Annotated in this window: 22 protein-coding genes and 1 pseudogene; 12 read left to right on the top strand and 11 right to left on the bottom strand. The window is 64.0% G+C overall.

Annotated features, from left to right (window positions below; genetic code table 11):
- Nucleotides 1–57 precede the first annotated feature (57 nt).
- The 3 genes and pseudogenes from AB3X94_RS30445 to AB3X94_RS30435 form a co-directional block, all read left to right on the top strand.
- A pseudogene (locus AB3X94_RS30445) lies at nt 58–291 on the top strand (DDE transposase); the annotation flags it as partial.
- 553 nt (nt 292–844) lie between these two features.
- Nucleotides 845–1,228, top strand: a complete 384-nt coding sequence (locus tag AB3X94_RS30440) for a restriction endonuclease fold toxin 5 domain-containing protein (RefSeq protein ID WP_246391775.1) — start codon at nt 845–847, stop codon at nt 1,226–1,228.
- A 7-nt stretch (nt 1,229–1,235) separates the two neighbouring features.
- On the top strand, nt 1,236–1,970 hold the full coding sequence (locus tag AB3X94_RS30435; RefSeq protein WP_176105197.1) for an immunity 52 family protein: 735 nt from the start codon (nt 1,236–1,238) through the stop codon (nt 1,968–1,970).
- Nucleotides 1,971–2,143: 173 nt separating this feature from the next.
- On the opposite strand, the gene AB3X94_RS30430 is transcribed toward AB3X94_RS30435, so the two are convergent.
- Both AB3X94_RS30430 and tsaE read right to left on the bottom strand, forming a co-directional pair.
- Nucleotides 2,144–3,763 carry an N-acetylmuramoyl-L-alanine amidase gene (locus AB3X94_RS30430; RefSeq protein WP_176105198.1) on the bottom strand — a complete coding sequence of 540 codons (1,620 nt, stop codon included), beginning with the start codon at nt 3,761–3,763 and terminating at the stop codon, nt 2,144–2,146.
- Nucleotides 3,745–4,341 carry a tRNA (adenosine(37)-N6)-threonylcarbamoyltransferase complex ATPase subunit type 1 TsaE gene (gene tsaE, locus AB3X94_RS30425; protein ID WP_368592310.1) on the bottom strand — a complete coding sequence of 199 codons (597 nt, stop codon included), beginning with the start codon at nt 4,339–4,341 and terminating at the stop codon, nt 3,745–3,747. Before tsaE ends, AB3X94_RS30430 begins: the two co-directional genes overlap by 19 nt.
- Nucleotides 4,342–4,358: 17 nt before the next feature.
- Between tsaE and queG the strand changes: the two genes are divergently transcribed.
- From queG to xerD, 3 genes are read left to right on the top strand one after another with little or no spacing between them, the layout of a single operon-like run.
- Entirely contained in the window at nt 4,359–5,669 is a 1,311-nt protein-coding gene (gene queG / locus AB3X94_RS30420) for a tRNA epoxyqueuosine(34) reductase QueG (protein WP_368613517.1), read from the top strand.
- A gap of 52 nt (nt 5,670–5,721) precedes the next feature.
- Complete coding sequence (locus tag AB3X94_RS30415) at nt 5,722–6,192, top strand: methylated-DNA--[protein]-cysteine S-methyltransferase (RefSeq protein ID WP_368613516.1); 471 nt, start codon at nt 5,722–5,724, stop codon at nt 6,190–6,192.
- On the top strand, nt 6,189–7,139 hold the full coding sequence (gene xerD, locus AB3X94_RS30410; RefSeq protein ID WP_176105202.1) for a site-specific tyrosine recombinase XerD: 951 nt from the start codon (nt 6,189–6,191) through the stop codon (nt 7,137–7,139). Before AB3X94_RS30415 ends, xerD begins: the two co-directional genes overlap by 4 nt.
- A 33-nt stretch (nt 7,140–7,172) precedes the next feature.
- Here xerD and AB3X94_RS30405 read toward each other — a convergent pair whose 3' ends face one another.
- Complete coding sequence (locus tag AB3X94_RS30405; RefSeq protein ID WP_368613515.1) at nt 7,173–8,735, bottom strand: class I adenylate-forming enzyme family protein; 1,563 nt, start codon at nt 8,733–8,735, stop codon at nt 7,173–7,175.
- 137 nt (nt 8,736–8,872) lie between these two features.
- On the opposite strand from AB3X94_RS30405, the gene ybaK reads away from it, so the two are divergent.
- On the top strand, nt 8,873–9,364 hold the full coding sequence (gene ybaK / locus AB3X94_RS30400) for a Cys-tRNA(Pro) deacylase (RefSeq protein ID WP_176105204.1): 492 nt from the start codon (nt 8,873–8,875) through the stop codon (nt 9,362–9,364).
- Nucleotides 9,365–9,506: 142 nt separating this feature from the next.
- Nucleotides 9,507–10,142, top strand: coding sequence for a glycerol-3-phosphate 1-O-acyltransferase PlsY (gene plsY / locus AB3X94_RS30395; RefSeq protein ID WP_176121703.1), 636 nt, complete (start codon nt 9,507–9,509; stop codon nt 10,140–10,142).
- A 93-nt stretch (nt 10,143–10,235) separates the two neighbouring features.
- On the opposite strand, the gene AB3X94_RS30390 is transcribed toward plsY, so the two are convergent.
- Nucleotides 10,236–10,721, bottom strand: coding sequence for a YajQ family cyclic di-GMP-binding protein (locus tag AB3X94_RS30390; RefSeq protein WP_018421633.1), 486 nt, complete (start codon nt 10,719–10,721; stop codon nt 10,236–10,238).
- 202 nt (nt 10,722–10,923) lie between these two features.
- On the opposite strand from AB3X94_RS30390, the gene murB reads away from it, so the two are divergent.
- Nucleotides 10,924–12,006: a UDP-N-acetylmuramate dehydrogenase gene (gene murB / locus AB3X94_RS30385; protein ID WP_368613514.1), complete on the top strand. Its 1,083-nt coding sequence runs from the start codon at nt 10,924–10,926 to the stop codon at nt 12,004–12,006.
- A gap of 135 nt (nt 12,007–12,141) precedes the next feature.
- On the opposite strand, the gene argF is transcribed toward murB, so the two are convergent.
- A complete protein-coding gene (gene argF / locus AB3X94_RS30380) occupies nt 12,142–13,071 on the bottom strand; it encodes an ornithine carbamoyltransferase (protein WP_176105207.1) in 930 nt (309 codons plus the stop codon).
- Nucleotides 13,072–13,580: 509 nt separating this feature from the next.
- On the opposite strand from argF, the gene AB3X94_RS30375 reads away from it, so the two are divergent.
- On the top strand, nt 13,581–13,928 hold the full coding sequence (locus tag AB3X94_RS30375; protein WP_176105208.1) for a DUF3579 domain-containing protein: 348 nt from the start codon (nt 13,581–13,583) through the stop codon (nt 13,926–13,928).
- Nucleotides 13,929–14,085: 157 nt separating this feature from the next.
- Here the strand turns inward: AB3X94_RS30375 and rpsT are convergent, their stop codons facing one another.
- A complete protein-coding gene (gene rpsT / locus AB3X94_RS30370) occupies nt 14,086–14,364 on the bottom strand; it encodes a 30S ribosomal protein S20 (protein ID WP_013090353.1) in 279 nt (92 codons plus the stop codon).
- A gap of 473 nt (nt 14,365–14,837) precedes the next feature.
- Here rpsT and murJ point away from each other — a divergent pair, with 473 nt between their 5' ends.
- A complete protein-coding gene (gene murJ / locus AB3X94_RS30365; protein WP_176105209.1) occupies nt 14,838–16,388 on the top strand; it encodes a murein biosynthesis integral membrane protein MurJ in 1,551 nt (516 codons plus the stop codon).
- A gap of 5 nt (nt 16,389–16,393) precedes the next feature.
- A complete protein-coding gene (locus AB3X94_RS30360; protein ID WP_176110260.1) occupies nt 16,394–17,236 on the top strand; it encodes a SirB1 family protein in 843 nt (280 codons plus the stop codon).
- A gap of 83 nt (nt 17,237–17,319) precedes the next feature.
- Here AB3X94_RS30360 and AB3X94_RS30355 read toward each other — a convergent pair whose 3' ends face one another.
- The 5 genes from AB3X94_RS30355 to lpxK form a co-directional block, all read right to left on the bottom strand.
- Nucleotides 17,320–18,078, bottom strand: coding sequence for a 3-hydroxyacyl-CoA dehydrogenase (locus AB3X94_RS30355; protein ID WP_368613513.1), 759 nt, complete (start codon nt 18,076–18,078; stop codon nt 17,320–17,322).
- Nucleotides 18,079–18,339: 261 nt separating this feature from the next.
- Nucleotides 18,340–19,005 carry an adenylate kinase gene (gene adk, locus AB3X94_RS30350; protein ID WP_176105211.1) on the bottom strand — a complete coding sequence of 222 codons (666 nt, stop codon included), beginning with the start codon at nt 19,003–19,005 and terminating at the stop codon, nt 18,340–18,342.
- 210 nt (nt 19,006–19,215) lie between these two features.
- On the bottom strand, nt 19,216–20,010 hold the full coding sequence (gene kdsB, locus AB3X94_RS30345; RefSeq protein WP_368613512.1) for a 3-deoxy-manno-octulosonate cytidylyltransferase: 795 nt from the start codon (nt 20,008–20,010) through the stop codon (nt 19,216–19,218).
- 191 nt (nt 20,011–20,201) lie between these two features.
- A complete protein-coding gene (locus AB3X94_RS30340) occupies nt 20,202–20,405 on the bottom strand; it encodes a Trm112 family protein (RefSeq protein WP_007180583.1) in 204 nt (67 codons plus the stop codon).
- The gene (lpxK, locus tag AB3X94_RS30335) at nt 20,386–21,402 is read right to left on the bottom strand and encodes a tetraacyldisaccharide 4'-kinase (protein ID WP_368613511.1); all 1,017 of its coding nucleotides are present in this window, start codon (nt 21,400–21,402) and stop codon (nt 20,386–20,388) included. The genes AB3X94_RS30340 and lpxK overlap by 20 nt, the downstream gene beginning before the upstream one ends.
- Nucleotides 21,403–21,475: the final 73 nt, after the last annotated feature.

The following is a 21,475-nucleotide window of genomic DNA, read 5'->3' as shown; positions in this document are numbered from 1 at the left end:
TTTCGTTTTTTGGCGCAAAGCAGTTGTAATCGGGACGGCGGCGTCGGCTACCCGCACGCCAGGCACGCACCCGAAGCACTGAGCTTCATCCGCGCGTTGCATACCATTCAGTACGAAATGGGCTAGGCGGACGTGACGCGCTCGTACGGCAAACTGCCCGCGTTGCTCAGGCGCTTGCGAGCGCGGCTCAAGCAACTTCCGAATGAGAAACGGCCCGGGCGCACCTGCGCTCGGATCGTCAAATCCAGACCGTTTCGCTATACCGTTCGCGTTCTCAAAAGAGACCTTAATTGGACGGCATACGGCTCAATGCCGCTTTTTTGTTGGACGGTGATGTTGGAGAAATGCACCTGAAAATAAGATGGCAGAGCAACTGCGAATATCTGGCAACGCGGTTTTATCTCAATTTAAAGTCGTTGACTATGTCGCGTTTTAGATGATTAATTCGTCGGATGTGTTCTGGAAAAATAGCGTTCGCCGGAGTTTTTCTAGATTCCGGCAGTCATAGATTGGCTGTGCGAACCAGGCGTTCCGGTGAACAGCGATTCGAAATATCAATGCAGGCAACGCGAAAAAGACACCAGGAAATGAACGAGAAACGTTGATGGCTATTCCATTCCCGGCGACGCTCGCGCGCGCAGCAAACGCAATGGCGCAGGCAATGCCACTGCCTATTCCAGGCCCCACCGCCGCACCGTCTGCTGGTCCTGCAGGCAGCGGCGGCACTGGTGCGGGTGCAGACGGCGGATGGGGCGAACTACCGCGCGATCGCTCCCGCGAGCGTGAGAGGCCGTGCAAGTGCCCGCCTGAGAAGGGCGGCGAAAGGGTACAAAGGAATCACGGAATGAATCCTGAGCCGCGACGCTACCAGGCCCGCATCACAGGGTTTGAGTACGGAATTGTGTCGGACGGGAAAGGCAGGGAAACCAGCCAGGGCTGGAATATGGAATGGGCGTGGCTGGGCACAGACTTTGATGGTTTCCAGCCTTCCCAATGTCTCTTGCAGGAAGCCAAGGGGAATTACGACCAATTTATCGGTGGAAATGGAAGACCGCTTGAGTTTTTTAAAGGCTTTACAAACATGGCTGAACAAATCAAAAAGCAAGGCACGATTGCACGCAGCAATCCACCCGCCAAACTGATGTGGTATTTTCAGACATCTAAAACGAGAGAGTTTATGTTGCCGCCACTGCAGAGATTTGGCGTTTCTTCCGTTTTCCAGCCGTGAGAAAATAATGAACCTGTCAGAACAACATCGTGATCGGACTGATTTACCCAATGCAGATTGGCAAACTCACTTGAGTCGCCTGTGGCCTGTCATCGACCTACTGAAACGCAAAGATAGGGAGTTGAGCGAATGGTATCTACAGGGCGAGAGCGAGCAAGAGGCACTTCAGCATCGCGCCTATGACGACAAAGTTCCATCAACGACTGCAATCGATGCTCTTTCGAGAGAGTACCCGGGGAAAAGCAAAGACGATCCAAAATCAATCGGAATATGGAATGGGGTTAGATCGGATCAGGTTGGCGCATCAATAACAGTCGAGATTGATGGCGGAGAGATTTTTTCAAAATCGCTTGACATATCCCTTAACGAGAAGATGGGAAATCGGAATTCCCGCCTGGGCGACTATAACTCCGTAGCAGAGGTTCTTTCTAAAATTGTGGAAATCTATGGGTCGTTCTACATCACATTCGGTCCGTACTTCTATTTCAAGGAAAAAGTGTTTGAAGATCGTCCTGGCGTTAGCTGGATGCTCTACTTGCCACATACTCTGACAGCCGCTCAAGTGCCAGAAGCGCGCGCCCTGATCCCTGTCATGCGGGAACACAAGCAGCAAGGCACGATCATCGTCAGCGTGACGGATGACGTCTTCGACGTGAACAACCGCAAACACGTCAAGGCGGCTAACGATATCGAAATCCGTCTGGCAGACCAGGATTTGCTGCCACGATTCGTTGACCTTTGAGTTTTGATCGTTGCCCCGCTTCAGCGGGGCTTCTTCATGCGAAAAAGGCCCGCGCCGTATCGGGCCTCCCGATCTTCGTCAGGCGTCGGCTCGACGCCATCTCAGGCTTCGGCCGGCGAGAACCGTCCAGCCAACGCCAATACGTGCTGGCAGGCGGCGAGTGGCTGCCGACATCACGTCATGCGGCTCTTGGCGAGCGGCGGATTCGCCGCGAAATAGCGCTTGATGCCGGTCAGAATCGCGTTGGCCATCTTGTCGCGATACGCGTCGTCGTTCAGGCGCCGCTCTTCATCTGGATTGCTGATGAACGCGGTTTCGACGAGGATCGACGGAATGTCCGGCGCCTTCAGCACCGCGAAGCCGGCCTGCTCGACCGAGCCCTTGTGCAGCTTGTTGATGTCGCCGATCTCCTTGAGCACGAAGTTGCCGTAGCGCATCGAGTCGCGAATCTGCGCGGTGGTCGACATGTCGAATAGCGCGCGGTTCACGGTGGCGTCGTCGGATTTGATGTTGATGCCGCCGATCAGGTCCGACGAGTTTTCCTTGTTCGCCATCCAGCGCGCGGCCGCGCTCGACGCGCCGTGCTCCGACAGCGCGAAAACCGACGAGCCCTTCGCCTCGGGCGTCGTGAACGCGTCCGCGTGGATCGACACGAACAGGTCCGCGCCGACGCGCCGCGCCTTCTGCACGCGCACGTTCAACGGCACGAAGAAGTCGGCGTCGCGCGTCATCATCGCGCGCATGTTCGGCTGCGCGTCGATCTTCGCGCGCAGCTTCTTCGCGATGTCGAGCGCGACGTGCTTCTCGTAGGTGCCTGAGCCGCCGATCGCGCCCGGGTCCTCGCCGCCATGACCCGGATCAATCGCGACGGTGAGCAGTCGCACGGTGTTGCTGCGGCCCGACTTCGGCGTAGTGAATGCGTAGGTGTCGCCGTTGTCGCCGAGGTTGTCGTTGTTGCTGTCGAGGCCGCGTGCGGTGCCGTTGCCGTTGGCGCTGCCATCCTTGTTGCGGGCGATCACGCTGGGCGGCGCCGACGGCGCAGAGGGTGTGGGCTGCCTGCCGGCAATGGCGGGTGCGGACGGCGCCGGCGTGCCACGCGCCGGCGGACGCGGTACGCCCGCACCGCCATTGCCAGCACCACTACCCGCGCCACCGTTCTGCGCGTAATGCTCGAAGAACGCCTCGCTGTTGTCGACGGGCGGCGGCGTGCCGGGGCCGGAAAGCGTCGCCGGCGGCGCGCCGTTTTCTTCGTTGAGCGCCTGCTGCTTGCGCTCGGACTGCGCGAGCAGGTCCATCAGCGGATCGGGCGCGACTGCCGGATACAGGTCGAACACGAGCCGGTACTTGTACGCGCCGACTGGCGGCAGCGCGAACACCTGCGGCTTCACCGAGCCCTTCAGGTCGAACACCATTCGCACCACGTGCGGCTGATACTGCCCGACCCGCACCGACGATATTTGCGGATCGTTCGGTGTGATCTTCGACACCAGTTCCTTGAGCGCCTGATCGAGATCGAGGCCGTTCAGATCGACGACGAGCCGGTCCGGTCCCTGCAGCAGTTGCTGCGTGTTCTGCAGCGGCTGATCGGATTCGATCGTCACGCGCGTGTAGTCGCGCGCGGGCCACACACGCACGCCGAGCACCGAGCTCGCAAACGCGAGGCGCGGCGCGACGAGGCCGAGCACCAGCGTCGACGCACCCGCGCGCAGGATCTGCCGGCGCCGCCAGTTATGCGTTGCGCCCGCTGCCGATTCGATCGAATGGAACGGTTTGATTAACATCTTTCGAGACATGCCTTTCCTGATTCGCTATAAGCGCGTGCGACGAGTGTGCGTGCGTCCGCGTTTGCGTCCATGTTGCCGACGAGCCCGAGCGAGAAGACGAGATCCGGCACACCGAGCAGCGGTCCCGCGCGTTGCGGCCATTCGACGAGGCAGACCGCGCCGCTATCGAAATATTCGCGAAAGCCCGCGTCGGCCCATTCGGCCGGATCGGAGAATCTGTACAGATCGAAGTGATAGAGCGCGAGTTCCCCAGCGGGCCGTGCGAGCACATACGGTTCGACGAGCGTGTAGGTCGGACTGCGCACGCGGCCGGTGTGGCCGAGGCCGCGCAAGGTCGCGCGCACGAGCGTGGTTTTGCCGGCGCCGAGATCGCCGACGAGTTGGACTTGCAGGCCGTGGAATGCGAGGTCGCTTACGGCGCCGGGCTGTGCTGACTGTGCCTGCTGCGAGGCCGCGCGTACGCTTTCGATCGCCTGTGCGAAGCGCGCGCCGAACGTCTGCGTGGCGGCCTCGTCCGCGAGCGCGAAAGAGCGTTCGAGCAGCACCGGAGCGGACGGTAGGGTCGCGTGATCGGGATTGACGGGCATTCTCGTAAAATGGCGTGATGAACCGAAGTCCGAAGTCCCCTGTTTCCTGCACGCCCGCATCGGCCGATGATGCCGTGCGAGCTTCTGATGCAACGTCCCGTTTCGATGAGGCGGCGCTTCGTGCGCTCGCGCTCGACATCAAGGCGTGGGGCCGTGAACTCGGTTTCGGGGCGATCGGCATTAGCGATACCGATCTGTCGGCCGCCGAAGCGCCGCTTGCAGCGTGGCTCGAAGCGGGTTGCCACGGCGAGATGGATTATATGGCCAAACACGGCATGAAACGCGCGAGGCCCGCCGAGCTTGTGGCCGGCACGCGACGCGTGATCACCGTGCGCATCGCCTATTTGCCTGCGCGGACGCTGGAAGCAGAGGCGGCTGAAGAGACGTATGAGGGGGCGCATGAACGCGCGCCTGAAAGCATGCCGCAAGACGTAAGGCCACCCCCGTCACGCGCGACACCCCGCGCGCGCGACTGGCGCGCGGCCGAGCACGCGCGGCTCGCGGACCCATCGACGGCGGTCGTGTCGATCTATGCGCGCGGCCGCGACTATCACAAGGTGATGCGTCAGCGCTTGCAACAACTGGCCGACCGGATCGAAGCGGCGACCGGGCCGTTCGGCTATCGCGTGTTCACCGATTCGGCGCCGGTGCTCGAAGTCGAGCTCGCGCAGAAGGCCGGCATCGGCTGGCGCGGCAAGCATACCTTGCTTCTGCAGCGCGACGCCGGCTCGCTGTTCTTCCTCGGCGAGATCTACGTCGACATCCCGCTGCCGACCGACGCCGAAACCTCGCCCGAGGCCGCGCCCGAAACGCCGGGCTCGCATTGCGGCAGCTGCGCGCGCTGCATCGGCGCCTGTCCGACCGGCGCGATCGTCGCGCCGTACAAGGTCGACGCGCGCCGCTGCATTTCGTATCTGACGATCGAGCTGAAGGGCAGTATCCCGCGCGAGCTGCGGCCGCTGATCGGCAATCGGGTGTATGGCTGTGATGATTGCCAGCTCGTGTGTCCGTGGAACAAGTTCGCGCAGGCCGCGCCAGTCGCCGATTTCGACGTGCGGCACGGGCTCGATCGCGCGTCGCTGGTCGAACTGTTCGCGTGGAGCGCGCAGGAGTTCGATACGCGCATGCAGGGCAGCGCGATTCGCCGCATCGGCTACGAGTGCTGGCTGCGCAATCTCGCGGTCGGCATGGGCAACGCGTTGCGCGCCGCGCCCGGAGCTCTCGACGCCGATGCGCGCGACGCGATCGTGCGGGCGTTGAAGCAGCGAGCCGACGATCCGTCGGCGCTCGTGCGCGAGCATGTGGAGTGGGCGCTGGAAGCGGCGTAAAGTCGTGGCAATTCGGTGCCGGCAATCCGGCACGCTAGAGGAGCAGGCAATCATGTTCAACGCAGTGATCGATGCGCCGTTCGGCAAGGTCGGCATCCGGCTCGAAGGCGAGGCGGTGCGCGAGATCGTCTATCTGCCCGACTCGACGCGCAACGTCGCGCCCGAGACGCCGCTCGCACGCGAGGCGGCCGAACAGATCGAGCGTTACTTCGAGAGCGCGTCGGCGAAGTTCGAGCTGCCGCTCGCCGAGTGCGGCACCGCGTTCCAGCGGCGCGTGTGGCAGGCGATCTGCGCCATTCCGCCGGGTGTCGTGCTGACTTACGGACAACTCGCGAAGCAGCTCGGCAGCGTGCCACGCGCGGTCGGCCAGGCGTGCGGCGCGAATTTCTTTCCGATCGTGATTCCGTGTCACCGCGTGGTGAGTGCGAGCGGCATCGGCGGCTTCGCGCACGACGGGGGCGACGGCTTCTTTCGCGACGTGAAGCGCTGGCTGCTCGCGCATGAAGGTGTGCCGTACGCATGAGCATGAGCCCCGATACCGCTGAAAACGTCGAAGACACAGCCGCCGTATCGCCGCTGTTGCTGACCAGCTCCGCATCGATCGACGCCTTTTGCGACGCGCTGTGGCTCGAACACGGCCTGTCGCGCAACACGCTCGACGCGTATCGCCGCGACTTGCGCCTGTTCTGCGAATGGCTCGCGCACACCCGCAATGCGTCGCTCGACACCGCGAGCGAAGCCGACCTGCGCGCCTACAGCGCGGCGCGGCAAAAGGACAAGGCGACCTCGGCGAACCGCCGTCTGTCGGTGTTTCGCCGCTATTACGCTTGGGCGGTGCGCGAGCATCGCGCGGCCGCCGATCCTACGGTGCGTCTCCGCTCGGCGAAGCAGCCGCCGCGTTTTCCGTCGACGTTGAGCGAAGCGCAGGTCGAAGCGCTGCTCGGCGCGCCCGACCTCGATACGCCGCTCGGCTTGCGCGATCGCACGATGCTCGAGCTGATGTACGCGAGCGGATTGCGCGTGACCGAACTGGTCACGCTGAAGACCGTCGAGGTGGGGCTCAATGAAGGCGTCGTGCGTGTAACCGGCAAGGGCTCGAAGGAGCGGCTGGTGCCGTTCGGCGAAGAGGCGCACGCGTGGATCGAGCGCTATCTTCGCGAGGCGCGCCCGGCGCTGCTCGGCCCGCGCGCGGCCGACGCGCTATTCGTGACGGCACGCGCCGAAGGCATGACGCGCCAACAGTTCTGGAACATCATCAAGCGACACGCGCAGGCGGCGGGTGTGCATGCGCCGTTGTCGCCGCATACGTTGCGGCATGCGTTCGCGACGCACCTGCTCAATCACGGTGCCGATCTGCGCGTCGTGCAATTGCTGCTCGGCCACACCGATATTTCGACGACGCAGATTTATACGCACGTCGCGCGAGAGCGTCTGAAATCGCTGCATGCGCAGCATCATCCGCGCGGCTGAGCGCGACTTGAAGCGCGCGGGGCTGCGCTCGCTTCACACCAACTCGCGCAACCGGTGCTTAAGAATCTTGCCGGTCGATGCGGCCGGCAGCGCCGCGAGCACCATCACCTCGGCCGGCCGCTTGTACGGCGCGAGCCGCTCGCCGCACCACGCGATCAACTCCGCGGGCGCGACCGTCGCGCCGGCAATCAGCTCGACGAACGCGATCACCTCCTCGTTGCCCTCGACCGCGCGTCCGATCACCGCCGACTGCACGACCTGCGGATGCGCGTTCAGCACGTGCTCGACCTCGGCCGGATACACGTTGAAGCCCGAACGGATGATCAGCTCCTTGCTGCGCCCGACGATATGCAAGGCGCCGTCCGCGTCGCGGCGCGCGAGGTCGCCGGTCTTCAGCCAGCCATCCTCGGTGACGGTCGCGCGGGTCTGCTCGGGATTGCGATAGTAGCCGAGCATCACGTTCGGGCCGCGCACCCACAGTTCGCCAGTCTCGCCCGGCGAGGCTTGCGCGCCGTCGAGTCCGACGAACTTCACTTCGACGCCCGGAATGACTTCGCCGACCGAGCAATCGGCGCGCGGTGCGTCGACCATCGTCTGAGATACGGTCGGGCTGCTTTCGGTCATGCCGTAGCCGTTGTGCAGCGGCAGACCGTACACGGCTTCGGCCTGCACCTTCAACGCGGCGTCGAGCGGAGAGCCGCCCGAGTACGCGAAGCGCAGCCGCGGCGCGGACCATGCGTGGCCGTGCGTGTGCAGATGTTCGAGCAGCTTCGCGTGCATCGCCGGCACGCCCTGGAAGATCGACACCTGCTCGTCGGCGAGGGCGCGGCGCACCGCTTCCGGCACGAAGCGCGGCGCGAGCCGCAATGTCGCGCCCGCATGCAGGCTGCCGAGGCATACCGACGCGAAGCCATACACATGCGAGATCGGCAGCACCGCATAGACGACGTCGTCGGGCCCGACCTGGCGCAGCCGGCTCGACACGGCCGCGATGTACAGCAGATTGCGATGCGACAGCATCACGCCCTTCGGTGCGCCGGTGGTGCCGGTCGTGTAGATCAGTGCCGCGCATTGGCTGTCGCTGGCGGCTTCGACGGCTTCGGCCTGCACGCTGCCGTCCAACGCATACGACCATGCGCCGATGTCTGGTGACAGCGTGGGTGCCGGTGTCGCTCGATGACGCTCAGCATGCTGGCACGCGTCGGGCGAGCTTTCGACCGCATATGCGACGACGCGCGGTTGCGCGTGCGCGCGGATCGAATCGAGTTCGGCCGCCGAGAGGCGCGCGTTCGACACCAGCGCCCACGCATCGAGCCTGGCGGTCGCGAACAGCAGCACGACCTGCGCGATGCTGTTCTCCGCGACGATCATCACGCGATCGCCGCCGCGCACGCCCCATTCGCGCAGCAGCGCGGCGGCGGCATCGACGGCCTCTAGCAGTTGCGCATTGGTCAGGCGGCGCGCGTCTTCGATCAGCGCGACATGCCGCGGATCGCGTGCGGCGGCGAGCGCGGGAATGTCGCTGATGCGGGCGGGCAGCGCGGCGAGCAGCGCGGGGATGTCGATCGTGGAACGGATGGATGAAGCCTGGTTCAACGCTGTCTCCTAGCTCTGCGCGCACTATCTCGCACCATGCCGGCATAATTTCGAACGATCGTGCCACAAGCGTCGAGCGCGCACAATTGCCGGTTCGGCAAATAGCCGTTGTGCAATCTCGCCATTACAATGCGCCGATGAGCAAATCCAGACACGTGTCCGAAACCGCCGCCACGCAGCTGCTGCGCCGTCACGGCGTTACGTTCGGCGAGCATCCTTACGACTACGTCGAGCATGGCGGCACCGCGGAATCGGCGCGCCAGCTCTGCGTCGACGAGCATCACGTCGTGAAGACGCTGGTGATGGAAGACGAGCACGCGAAGCCGTTGATCGTGCTGATGCACGGCGATCGCACCGTCAGCACCAAGAACCTCGCGCGGCAGATCGGCGCGAAGCGCGTCGAGCCGTGCAAGCCCGAAGTCGCGAACCGGCACTCGGGTTATCTGATCGGCGGCACCTCGCCGTTCGGCACGCGCAAGCAGATGCCGGTGTATGTCGAGTCGACCATTCTCGAGATGGACAAAATCTGGCTGAACGGAGGGCGGCGCGGCTTTCTCGTCAGCATCGAGCCGAAGGTGCTCACGGATCTGCTTGCGGCGAAGCCGGTGCAGTGCGCGAGCGTGGACTGACGCCGACGCGCCAGTTGACGTTTGCCTGAATGTTTTTCGCGCGGACGCCTTCGGTAAAATGTGCGCCGCCTTGTTTCGACGGGCGTACCCTGTTGCGGTTGGGGTATCGAATGTCAGACCGCGATCCTTATAAGAGTCCTAGATGCAAAACCTGATCGTCGCTGTCGTTGCCTATCTGATCGGTTCGTTGTCGTTTGCCGTGATCGTGAGCGCCGCGATGGGTCTCGACGACCCGCGCTCGTACGGCTCGGGCAACCCGGGCGCCACCAACGTGCTGCGCAGCGGCAGCAAGAAGGCCGCGATTCTGACGCTGATCGGCGACGCTTTCAAGGGCTGGCTGCCGGTGTGGCTGGTCGTGAATTTCGGCGCGCGCTACGGGCTCGACGAGCGCTCGATCGCGATTGCGTCGCTCGCGGTGTTTCTCGGCCATCTGTATCCGATCTTCTTCCGCTTCAAGGGCGGCAAGGGTGTCGCGACCGCCGCGGGCGTACTGCTCGCGATCAACCCGACGCTCGGCGTCGCGACCTTGCTGACCTGGATCATCGTCGCGTTCTTCACGCGCTATTCGTCGCTGGCGGCGCTGTGCTCGGCGCTGTTCGCGCCGCTTTTCTACGTGTTCCTGTTCGGGCCGCGCATCGTTGCGCTCGCGGTTCTGGCGATGAGCCTGCTGCTCGTATGGCGCCATCGCGGCAATATCGCGAAGCTGATGAAGGGGCAGGAGAGCCGTATCGGCGACAAGAAGAAGGCCGCCAGCCCGGCGGCGGGCAACGATCTTTGAAGCGGGCTGAGCCGCATCGCCCCGCCTGAGCTGAAGCGGCTCGAAGACTTTGCGCGCGGCGCGTTGCGTTGCAAGCCTCGCGCGCCGTGCCGCTTAGTCGCGGAAGTTGTTGAAGTCGAGCGGCGTGTCGGTCACGTCCTTGCGCAGCATCGCGATCACGCTTTGCAGATCGTCGCGCTTCGCACCGGTGATGCGCACCGCATCGCCCTGAATGCTCGCCTGCACCTTGATCTTGCTGTCCTTCACCAGACGCACGATTTTCTTCGACAGATCGCCCGACACGCCCTTCTTGATCTTGATGACCTGCTTGACCTTGTCGCCGCCGATCTTCTCGATCTTGCCGTAGTCGAGGAAGCGCACGTCGACGTTGCGCTTGGCCATTTTCGACAGCAGCACGTCCTTCACCTGGCCGAGCTTGAAGTCGTCGTCGGCGTACGCGGTGATTTCGTTTTCCTTGTGCTCGACGCGCGCGTCGGACCCCTTGAAGTCGAAACGCGTCGAAATTTCCTTGTTGGACTGCTCGATCGCGTTCTTGACTTCGATCATGTTCGCTTCGCAGACGACGTCAAACGATGGCATTGCTTTCTCCCAATAGTGCGGCAGTGCGCGACGCGGCCGGTCGGCTGCGCGCGAGGCACTCGCTATAATCACGGACCGGACGTCATTTTACCGACGCCGCTCTCTTTTGCCCAAGGCCGCCGCGCGGCGCCGCTCGTGTCGTCAGGCTGGTCATTGGTCGTTGTTTCCTGTCGCTTCCCGTTGTTGCCCTGCTGCCATTCCGATGCCCCAATCCGCTCTTGCCGCTCCCGTCGTCGCGTCTCTCCTGGCCGGCTATTCGCTGAAGGCCCACAACACGTTCGGCTTCGACGTGCGCGCGCAGTTCGCGTGCCTAATCGAGCGCGAGGAGCAGTTGCCCACCGCGGTGGGCGATCCGCGCGTCGCGGGCCTGCCGCGCCTCGTGCTCGGTGGCGGCAGCAACGTCGTGCTGAGCGGCGACTTCGCCGGGCTCGTGCTGCTGGTGGCGCTGCGCGGCCGCCGCGTGGTGCGCGAGGATCAGCATGCGTGGTATGTCGAGGCGGCCGGCGGCGAGCCGTGGCACGAGTTCGTCGCGTGGACGTTGGCGCAGGGTATGCCCGGCCTCGAGAATCTCGCGCTGATACCGGGCACGGTCGGCGCGGCGCCGATCCAGAACATCGGCGCGTACGGGCTCGAAATGTGCGAACGCTTCGCGTCGCTGCGGGCGATCGAGCTCGCGACCGGCAACGCCGTCGAACTCGACGCCAATGCGTGCCGGTTCGGCTATCGTGACAGCTTCTTCAAGCGGGAAGGGCGCGAGCGCTTCGTGATCACGTCGGTCACGTTTCGTTTGCCGAAGGCATGGCAGCCGCGCGCGGGCTACGCGGATCTTGCGCGCGAGCTGGCGGCGCGGGGTCCTGCGGCGAGCCAAGGGAAAGCCGGTGGCGCGGCCCCGCAGCCGACCGCGCAGGCCATTTTCGATGCGGTCGTCGCCGTGCGGCGGGCGAAGCTGCCCGATCCGCTCGAACTGGGCAACGCGGGGAGCTTCTTCAAGAATCCGGTGATCGATGCCGCGCAGTTCGAGGCGCTGAAGCGCCGCGAACCGGAAATCGTGTCGTATCCGCAGGCGGACGGGCGGGTCAAGCTGGCGGCCGGCTGGCTGATCGACCGATGCGGCTGGAAGGGCCGCGCGATGGGCGCGGCGGCCGTGCATGAACGCCAGGCGCTGGTGCTGGTCAATCGCGGTGGCGCGAGCGGCACGGAAGTGCTGGCGCTGGCGCGGGCGATCCAGCACGAAGTGTTCGGGCAATTTGGCGTGGAGCTGGAGGCGGAGCCGGTTTGCCTATGAGCGGAAGCGCGCTCTTTTCGCGCTGACTGGCCGCGCTGAGCTTCACCGTCGACGAATGCACAAAGGCGCCGGGAGTTTCCTCCCGGCGCCTTTTTTGTAACGCGGTCCCGGCTGGTGCCTGGGGGAACGCCTCGCTCAATGATTGAGCTTGCCGAGCAGCAGGTATTCCATCAACGCTTTCTGCACGTGCAGACGGTTTTCCGCTTCATCCCACACGACGCTCTGCGGTCCGTCGATCACCTCCGCGCTGACTTCCTCGCCGCGATGCGCGGGCAGGCAGTGCATGAAGAGCGCATCGGGATTCGCGCGCGCCATCATGTCGGCGTCCACGCACCAGTCGGCGAAGGCCTTCTTGCGCGCTTCGTTTTCGGCCTCGAAGCCCATGCTGGTCCACACGTCGGTGGTGACGAGATCGGCGCCCGCGCAGGCTTCGTTGGGGTCGTCGAACTCCTCGTAAAACGGCGCGCTTTCCGCCGAGACGAGCGCACGGTCGAGCTTGTAGCCGGGCGGCGTGGATAGGCGCAGTTTGAAGCCGAGGATCTGTGCGGCTTCGATCCATGTGTACAGCATGTTGTTCGCGTCGCCGACCCACGCGACCGTTTTATCGCGGATCGGACCTCGATGCTCGAAGTACGTGAAGATGTCCGCGAGCACCTGGCACGGGTGATACTCGTTCGTGAGCCCGTTGATCACCGGCACGCGCGAATTTTCGGCGAAGCGCTGGATGATGTCCTGGCCGAACGTGCGGATCATGATGATGTCCACCATGCGCGAGATGACCTGGGCGGCGTCTTCGATCGGCTCGCCGCGGCCGAGCTGCGTGTCGCGCGTGCTCATGAACACCGCGTGGCCGCCCAGCTGGAAGATGCCGGCTTCGAACGACAGGCGCGTGCGCGTCGAATTCTTTTCGAAGATCATCGCCAGCGTGCGGTCGTGCAGCGGGTGATAGGTCTCGTAGTTCTTGAATTTGCGTTTCAGGATGCGCGCGCGTTCCAGCACGTACTCGTAGTCTTCCAGCGAGAAGTCCTTGAACTGCAGGTAGTGGCGAATTTTCTTGGCGGTCATGAAACAAATACGGCGGTCTCACCCGGCAGGGTTGCCGGACTGTGCCGCCGTGGGTTTGGTGGTAACTCAATCCAGCATAAAGGATTTCGCCCTGTTTGACGAGTCGGCTGGAAGGCCGTGAAAGCGCTTAGAAAGCTATCAGAAGGCGTCGTGTTGGGCTGCGCGGGGTCATCGGACGGTGCTTGTGTGCGCTGCGGAAAAGGGCCCGCTGCGCTATAATTTAAGGGTTATCCCATAGCCCAGCAGGCCGGCGTTTCGCATCAAGAAACGCGGGTGGCGCGGCGCGGAAAGTCTGTCACGGCGTGGCCGGGCGCCAGAGCGGTTCAGCCGGTTCGCCGCAGCGGTTCTCGTGGTGCGGCTCGTCATTGTTGCGTTAGCGCCAAGCTGCCACGCACGTCGCAGGTGGCTGCAAGCGCTTGCCGTGCATGCCGCTTGCGGTGAATTCGAGCGTGCAACCGGTGTCGCCGGTTGGTCGTCATTCCGCTGGGCAGTCACACAGGTGTTTCTACATGGCCGAAGCAGCTCCAATCGAATATTTCATTCAGGGCATTACGTCGACCGGAAAAAGATTTCGGCCGAGCGACTGGTCGGAGCGGCTCGCGGGCGTCATGTCGTCGTTCGGGCCCGGCGTGAGGAAGGGGCCGAACGCCTATATGCAGTACTCGCTGTACGTGCGGCCAACCATGATCGGCGATCTCAAATGCGTGATTCTCGATTCGCGGCTGCGCGACATCGAGCCAATGGCCTTCGATTTCGTTATGAACTTCGCGAAAGACAACGACCTCCTCGTCACCGAGGCATGCGAACTGGAACTCGAGCATGCGCCTGCGCCGCAAGCCAAACGGCATGCGATCTGACGCAAGCTGGCCGGATCGGCAAAAGCAGAAAAACAAAAACCCGCAAGCAGCGGGTTTTTTTGTGGCTGGTCATCCGGCCAAAACAAAAAAGCCCGCCAAAGCGGGCTTCTTGTGCAGCGGAAACAGGAGGTAGCCCGCCGAAGCGGGCCGACCGGAATTACTGCGCTGCGGGCGCTTGCAGACCCTTGATGGCTGCAGCGAGGCGGCTCTTGTGGCGAGCTGCCTTGTTTTTGTGAATGATGTTCTTGTCGGCGATGATGTCGATGGTCTTCGACGATGCCTTGAAGATTTCGGCGGCCTTAGCCTGGTCGCCTGCGTCGATTGCCTTGCGGACAGCCTTGATAGCCGTGCGGAATTTCGAGCGCAGTGCCGAGTTGTGCGAGTTTGCCTTCGCGGCCTGGCGGGCGCGCTTGCGTGCTTGTGCGGAGTTAGCCATGACGGTTCCTTATCCTGTTCCTGTTTCCAGTACCCGGCCTTCAACGATGAGGCGAGGTGCTGCTTCTCGATCCGAACCCTTGGAAGCGATTGCCCAAGGGCGCAAAAGTGTCGAAAAAATCGATCGAACTACGCGAAGGCGGGCCCGTGTTTCCAGGCTTCCGGATGTATTGACAAGCGGCGCTGCGCCAACCTGAGAATCCCGTCCGAAGACCGTGCGAAAACTGAGCAAGCTTCGAAACCGACGATTATAGCAACAAAATCAGGCACGTGACAACGGGAAACGCGCGACGGCGTCGCAGTGACGGGAGTGGCGTCATGTTGACACTAAACTGCTGGCGCAGCACGGAAAGCCGCTGAAAATACAAAAATCGCACTTTCCAGCCGATTGCGGCGAACGTCCGCGCGGCAAATCGGTCCGAATCGCGTTCCGGCTCGTCGCCCGCATTAGCGGACCCGTATAATAAGCGCCCCATGAATCTATTCCGAGCCCTGCTGACGGTCAGCGGCTTCACGCTGCTGTCGCGCGTGACCGGACTGGCCCGTGAAACCCTGATCGCCCGTGCGTTCGGCGCCAGTCAATACACCGACGCTTTCTACGTCGCCTTTCGCATTCCGAACCTGCTGCGCCGCATTTCCGCCGAAGGCGCGTTCTCGCAGGCCTTCGTGCCGATCCTCGCCGAGTTCAAGAACCAGCAAGGCCACGACGCCACCAAGGCGCTCGTCGACGCGACCTCGACCGTGCTCGCGTGGGCGCTCGCCGTGCTATCGGTGATCGGCGTGGTCGGCGCGTCGGGCGTCGTGTTCGTCGTCGCTTCGGGCCTTGCGCGCGAGGGCCACGCATACCAGCTCGCGGTCACGATGACGCGCATCATGTTCCCGTACATCATTTTCATTTCGCTGACGTCGCTGGCGTCGGGCGTGCTGAATACGTACCGGAACTTTTCGTTGCCCGCATTCGCGCCGGTACTGTTGAACGTTTCGTTCATCGTCTCTGCGCTGTTTCTCGCGCCGCGCCTGCAAACGCCGGTCTATGCGCTCGCGTGGGCGGTGATCATCGGCGGCGTGCTGCAATTCGCGGTGCAACTGCCGGGCCTCAAGAAGATCGACATGGTGCCGCGCATCGGCCTGAACCCGCTGCACGCGCTCGCGCATCGCGGCGTAAAACGGGTGCTCGCGAAGATGGTGCCGGCGATGTTCGCGGTGTCGGTCGCGCAGATCAGCCTGATCATCAACACCAACATCGCGTCGCACATCGGCCCCGGCGCGGTGTCGTGGATCAACTACGCCGACCGGCTGATGGAGTTTCCGACCGCGCTGCTCGGCGTCGCGCTGGGCACGATCCTGCTGCCGAGCCTGTCGAAGGCGCATGTCGATGCCGATTCGCACGAGTATTCGTCGCTGCTCGACTGGGGGCTGCGCGTGACGTTCCTGCTCGCCGCACCAAGCGCGATCGCGCTGTTTTTTTTCGCCCAGCCGCTGACAGCGGTGCTGTTCAACTACGGCAAGTTCGACGGCACCGCGGTCGTGATGGTGAGCCGCGCGCTCGCCGCTTACGGCGTCGGCCTGGTCGGCCTGATCCTGATCAAGATCCTCGCGCCGGGCTTCTACGCGAAGCAGGACATCAAGACGCCGGTGAAGATCGGCATCGGCGTGCTGGTCGTCACGCAGCTGTGCAACTACGCGTTCGTGCCGGTGTTCGCGCATGCGGGTCTCACGCTGAGCGTCGGGCTCGGCGCTTGCGTGAATGCGTTGCTGCTGTTCATCGGTCTGCGCAAACGCGGCATCTATACGCCGTCGAGCGGCTGGCTCAAGTTTTTCGTGCAGCTGCTCGGCGCGTGCCTCGTGCTTGCCGGCGTGATGCGCTGGCTTGCGATCAGCTTCGACTGGGTCGGCATGCATACCCAGCCGGTCAGCCGGATGGTATTGCTCGGTGCGTGTCTCGTGCTGTTCGCCGCGCTATATTTCGGTATGCTTTGGCTGATGGGCTTCAAGTACGCGTATTTCAAAAGGCGAGTGAAGTGATCACCATGTCGCGGGTTCTCGATTATTTCAGTACGCTCGTCGCCGAAGACGAGAGCCTGCCGCTGACCGAGACGGCGCTCTCGCTGGCGCAGGACGCCTATCCTGACCTCGATCTGCAGTCGGTGCTCGCCGAGATCGACGAGCTGGTGCTGCGGCTGCGCCGCCGCATGCCAGACGACGCCGACATCCGTCAGAAGGTTGGCATCCTCAATCGGTTCTTTTTCCGTGAACTCGGTTTCGCGAGCAATCTGAACGATTACTACGACCCCGACAACAGTCATCTGAACGTCGTACTCAAACGTCGCCGCGGCATCCCGATTTCACTCGCGGTGCTCTATCTGGAGATGGCCGAGCAATTCGGCGTTCCGGTGCGCGGGGTGTCGTTTCCGGGCCACTTCCTGCTGCGCGTGACGACGCCCGACGGCGACGTGATGCTCGATCCCACCACCGGTCATTCGCTGTCCGAAGCGCAGATGGTCGAGATGCTCGAACCGTACGTCGCGTCGGCTGGGGATTCGGTCGGCCGGGCGCTGCGCATGCTGCTGCAACCGGCCACGCGTCGCGAGATCGTCGCGCGGATGCTGCGCAACCTGAAGGCGATCTATCTGCAAACCGAGCGTTGGCAACGACTGCTCGCGGTGCAACAGCGGCTCGTCATTCTGCTGCCGGACAATATCGAGGAAGTGCGCGATCGCGGTTTCGCGTATGCGCGGCTCGACTATCTGCGGCCCGCGCTCGAGGACCTCGAAAGCTACCTCGGGGATCGCCCCGATGCGGAAGACGCCACCGTGGTCGAGTCGCAGCTGCATGAATTGCGGCAGCGCACGCGGCACGATGGCGGCGAATAGCGCCGCGCGTTTCACGCTGCATAAAAGGCAAACGCCTGCACATGTCGCACATGTACAGGCGTTTTTTCATCGCCAGGCGCTCCTCACTTCGGCTGCATACGGATCGCGCCGTCCAGCCGGATTACTTCGCCGTTCAGCATCGGGTTGTCGAAGATCTGCTTGGCGAGCATCGCGTATTCGGCCGGTTTGCCCAGACGCGGGGGGAACGGCACCATCGCGCCGAGCGCGTCCTGCACTTCCTGCGGCATGCCGAGCAGCATGGGCGTTTCGAAGATGCCGGGGGCGATCGTCATCACGCGGATCGCGTTGCGCGACAGGTCGCGCGCGATCGGCAGGGTCATGCTGACCACGCCGCCTTTCGACGCGGAGTAGGCCGCCTGGCCGATCTGGCCGTCGAACGCGGCGACCGATGCGGTGTTGATGATCACGCCGCGCTCGCCGTTGGCGTTCGGCTCGTTCTTCGACATCTGCGCGGCGGCGAGCCGGATCATGTTGAACGTGCCGATCAGGTTGATCGAGATCGTGCGCGTGAACAGATCGAGCGAATGGGGGCCATCCTTGCCGACGGTCTTCGCGGCCGGCGCGACGCCCGCGCAGTTGACGAGTCCGCGCAGCACGCCGAGCTTCGTCGCGGCTTCGACGGCTTGTTGCGCGTCCTCTTCCCGGCTCACGTCGCATTTGACGAATACGCCGCCGAGCTCCTTGGCGAGCGCCTCGCCCGCGTCCAGATTCAGGTCGGCGAGCACGACCTTGCCGCCGTTCTCGACCAGCAGGCGCGCGGTGGCAGCGCCGAGCCCTGATGCACCGCCGGTGATCAGGAACACGTTGTCACGAATTTCCATGTCTTCTCCTTCGCTACGGTTGTTCAGTGCAGTCTGGATCGAAGCATTTTTTCGACGATCGATTGTAGCGGCTGTGCTGCGCTGCGGAAAGCGACGTGGGTCCCGGTCATGCGAGCGCCAGGGAAGACCAACTGGTTCTGTTGGACGCTCCGCACACAGCGCTTGCCGTTGCGGTTGGCGCGCTGAGCCAATAAAAAAGCCGCCCAATGTGGGCGGGTTTTGGCCGAACGCAAACAGCGGAAATGTTTAGATCAATCCAGCTTACTTCAGCGCATCGAACGCACGGGCGCGAATTTCATCGACGCTGCCGAGGCCCGAAATGCGGCGATATTGGGGCGCCTTCACCGAGCTCGACGCATCGCCGTTCTTCGCCCAGCCGTTGTAGTACTCGATCAGCGGCTTGGTTTGCGATTCGTACACTTCCAGACGCTTCTTGACCGTTTCTTCCTTGTCGTCGTCGCGCTGGATCAGCGGCTCGCCAGTCACGTCGTCGATGCCTTCGACCTTCGGCGGGTTGAACGTCACGTGATACGTGCGGCCCGACGCGGGGTGCGAGCGGCGGCCGCTCATGCGCACGATGATCTCGTCGAACGGCACGTCGATCTCGAGCACGTAGTCGATCGCGACACCGGCCTGCTTCATTGCTTCGGCTTGCGGAATCGTGCGCGGGAAGCCGTCGAACAGATAGCCGTTCGCGCAGTCCGGCTGCTGCAGACGTTCCTTCACGAGGTTGATGATCAACTCATCCGTGACCAGCTCGCCGGCGTCCATGAAGCGCTTTGCTTCGAGGCCGAGCGGCGTACCAGCCTTGACGGCCGCGCGCAGCATGTCGCCGGTCGAAATTTGAGGGATGCCGAACTTTTCCTTGATGAAGTTGGCCTGAGTGCCTTTGCCAGCACCCGGTGCACCCAACAGGATCAAACGCATGGATATCTCCAGATCTATGTGAATTCTTTGTTTACGCAGCAGGCTTCCCGGCGATTCTCGCAGGCTCCGCATCGGCTACCGTTGGCTAGTTCGCGCTGCACGTCGAAATGACGGCGCTGCAAGATCCGCACGGCGCGACCGGGATAACCCGAGTGTCGCCTGCGCTGGGAGGCGCGCATAACCGTTCGATTATGCCACGGCTTCCCGCGCTCAAGACCCGAATAAAGCCCGTACGCGCGTGAGATCGGCGGGGGTATCGACGCCCGGCAACGGCACGTCGTGCGTGACGAGTACTGCGATGCGCTCGCCATGCCACATCGCGCGCAGCTGTTCGAGCGCTTCGACCTGTTCGATCGGCGAGATCGCGAGACTCGGGTACGTGCGCAGAAATTTCGCGCGATACGCGTACAGTCCGATGTGCCGGTATACGACGGTGGGTGCGGGCGGCGCCGGCATCGACGCGACGTTGGGCCAGTGCGGCTGCCATGCGTCGCGCGCCCACGGGATCGGCGCGCGCGAGAAATACAGCGCGACGCCGCGCGCATCGGGCACGACCTTGACGACGTTCGGATTGAAAATTTCGGCGGGATCGGTGATCGGATGGGCGGCCGTCGCGATCGCGCAGTCGCTCGTCGTTGCCAGATGCGCGGCGACGCCGCGCACCAGCGCCGGGTCGATCAGCGGCTCGTCGCCCTGCACGTTGACGACGATCGTGTCGTCGCTCCACCCGAAGCGCGTCGCCACTTCCGCGAGACGGTCGGTGCCCGACGGATGGTCGGCGCGCGTGAGGACCGCGTCGAAGCCGTGGTCGTGCGCCGCGTCGAGCACTTCCTGCGCGTCCGACGCGACCAGCACCTGCTGCGCGCCCGATTCGCGCGCGCGCTCGGCGACGCGCACGACCATCGGTTTGCCGCCGATGTCCGCGAGCGGCTTGTTGGGCAGACGCGTCGACGCCAGACGGGCCGGCACGACGGCAATAAACGGATAAGGGGTGGGTTGGATCATCGGATCGGGAACGGGCGGCAATCAGGCCGAAGGAAGAGGCTGCGCGCGCGACGCGCACGCAGAGTCGGACGTAAGCCGGAGCGGCTAAAACGGCTACGGATCGATCGTGGAGCACATACGGGCGGGTTGGCGTTGACGAACCTTTGCCCCTTGACCCGCGCGCGAGCGAGACGACGCGGCGCCGCGCCGGGTCAGGCGACCGAGCCGGGATTCAGATCGACCGGCGTGCCTTCGACGGTCTGCCGCGCTTCGTCGACGAGCATCACGGGAATGCCGTCGCGGATCGGATAGGCGAGCTTGTCCGCGTTGCAGATCAGTTCCTGCGCGGCGCGGTCGTAGCTGAGCGGGCCCTTGCAGATCGGGCAAACGAGGATTTCAAGCAGGCGAGCGTCCACGGACTTTCTCCACAACTAATGCAGTGAGGCGGTGATCAAGCGCGGCTTCGACCGGGACTACCCAGATGCGCGCGTCGTGCCAGGCCCCCAATTTTACCGCATCCTTTTCGGTAATCAGGATCGCGTCGGCGTCGACGTCGGTGAACGGATTGCGCTCGAACGCGTAGTGATCGGGCAGTGCGCGCGTCGTGGGCGCGATGCCGGCCGCGCGCACTGTCGCGAAGAAGCGTTCCGGCGCGCCGATGCCGGCCGCGGCCAGCACGCGTTGACTGGCGAATTGCGCGAGCGGGCGGCGCAGTGCGGGATTGTCGAGATGCCACGCGTCGGCGGGCGCGAGCTGCAGTGCGAACGTGTTCGGCCACGCGGGCAGCGTGCGCGCGTACGGATCATTGATCAGCGTCGCGTCGCGGCGGCGCGACAACGGCTCGCGCAGTGGCCCGGCCGGCAGCAGGAAACCGTTGCCGCCGAGCCGGTGATCGAACACGACGAGTTCGACGTCGCGCGCGAGGCGGTAGTGCTGCAAGCCGTCGTCGCTGACGATCACGTCGACGTCGCGATGCGCAGCGCACAGCGCCTGCGCGGCGGCGACGCGATCGGGACAGACCCATACGGGTGCGCCGGTGCGGCGCGCGATCAGCAACGGTTCGTCCCCGCCGACGCGCGCCGAAGAACCGGGCGTGACCTGGGTCGGCGTGCTCACGCGCGCGCCGTAGCCGCGCGACACGATGCCAGGCGTGAAGCCCGCGGTGCGCAACGCTTCGACGAGCGCGATGACGGTCGGCGTCTTGCCGGTGCCCCCAACCGTCACGTTGCCGACCACCACCACCGGCACGCCGACGCGCACCGACTTCAGCCAGCCTTGCGAAAACGCGGCGCGGCGCGCGGCCGCGACCGCGCCGAACACGCAGGCGAGCGGCGTCAGCGCCCACGCGAGCGGGCCGCGTTGCTGCCATTCGCGCGCGAGGCGCGCTGCGAGACGGTCGCTGAGTTCGCTCATGGGCGGGTTGCGGGCAAGGACTGCGTGCCGTGCGCACTACGCGGGGTCAACTTCAACGCGGTTCTCCGGGCAA

The organism is Paraburkholderia sp. BR10923 (genome assembly GCF_040948765.1).
Taxonomy (GTDB): domain Bacteria; phylum Pseudomonadota; class Gammaproteobacteria; order Burkholderiales; family Burkholderiaceae; genus Paraburkholderia; species Paraburkholderia youngii.
The sequence above is the reverse complement of the archived record's forward strand: the minus strand, read 5'-3'. Positions and strand labels throughout refer to the sequence as shown.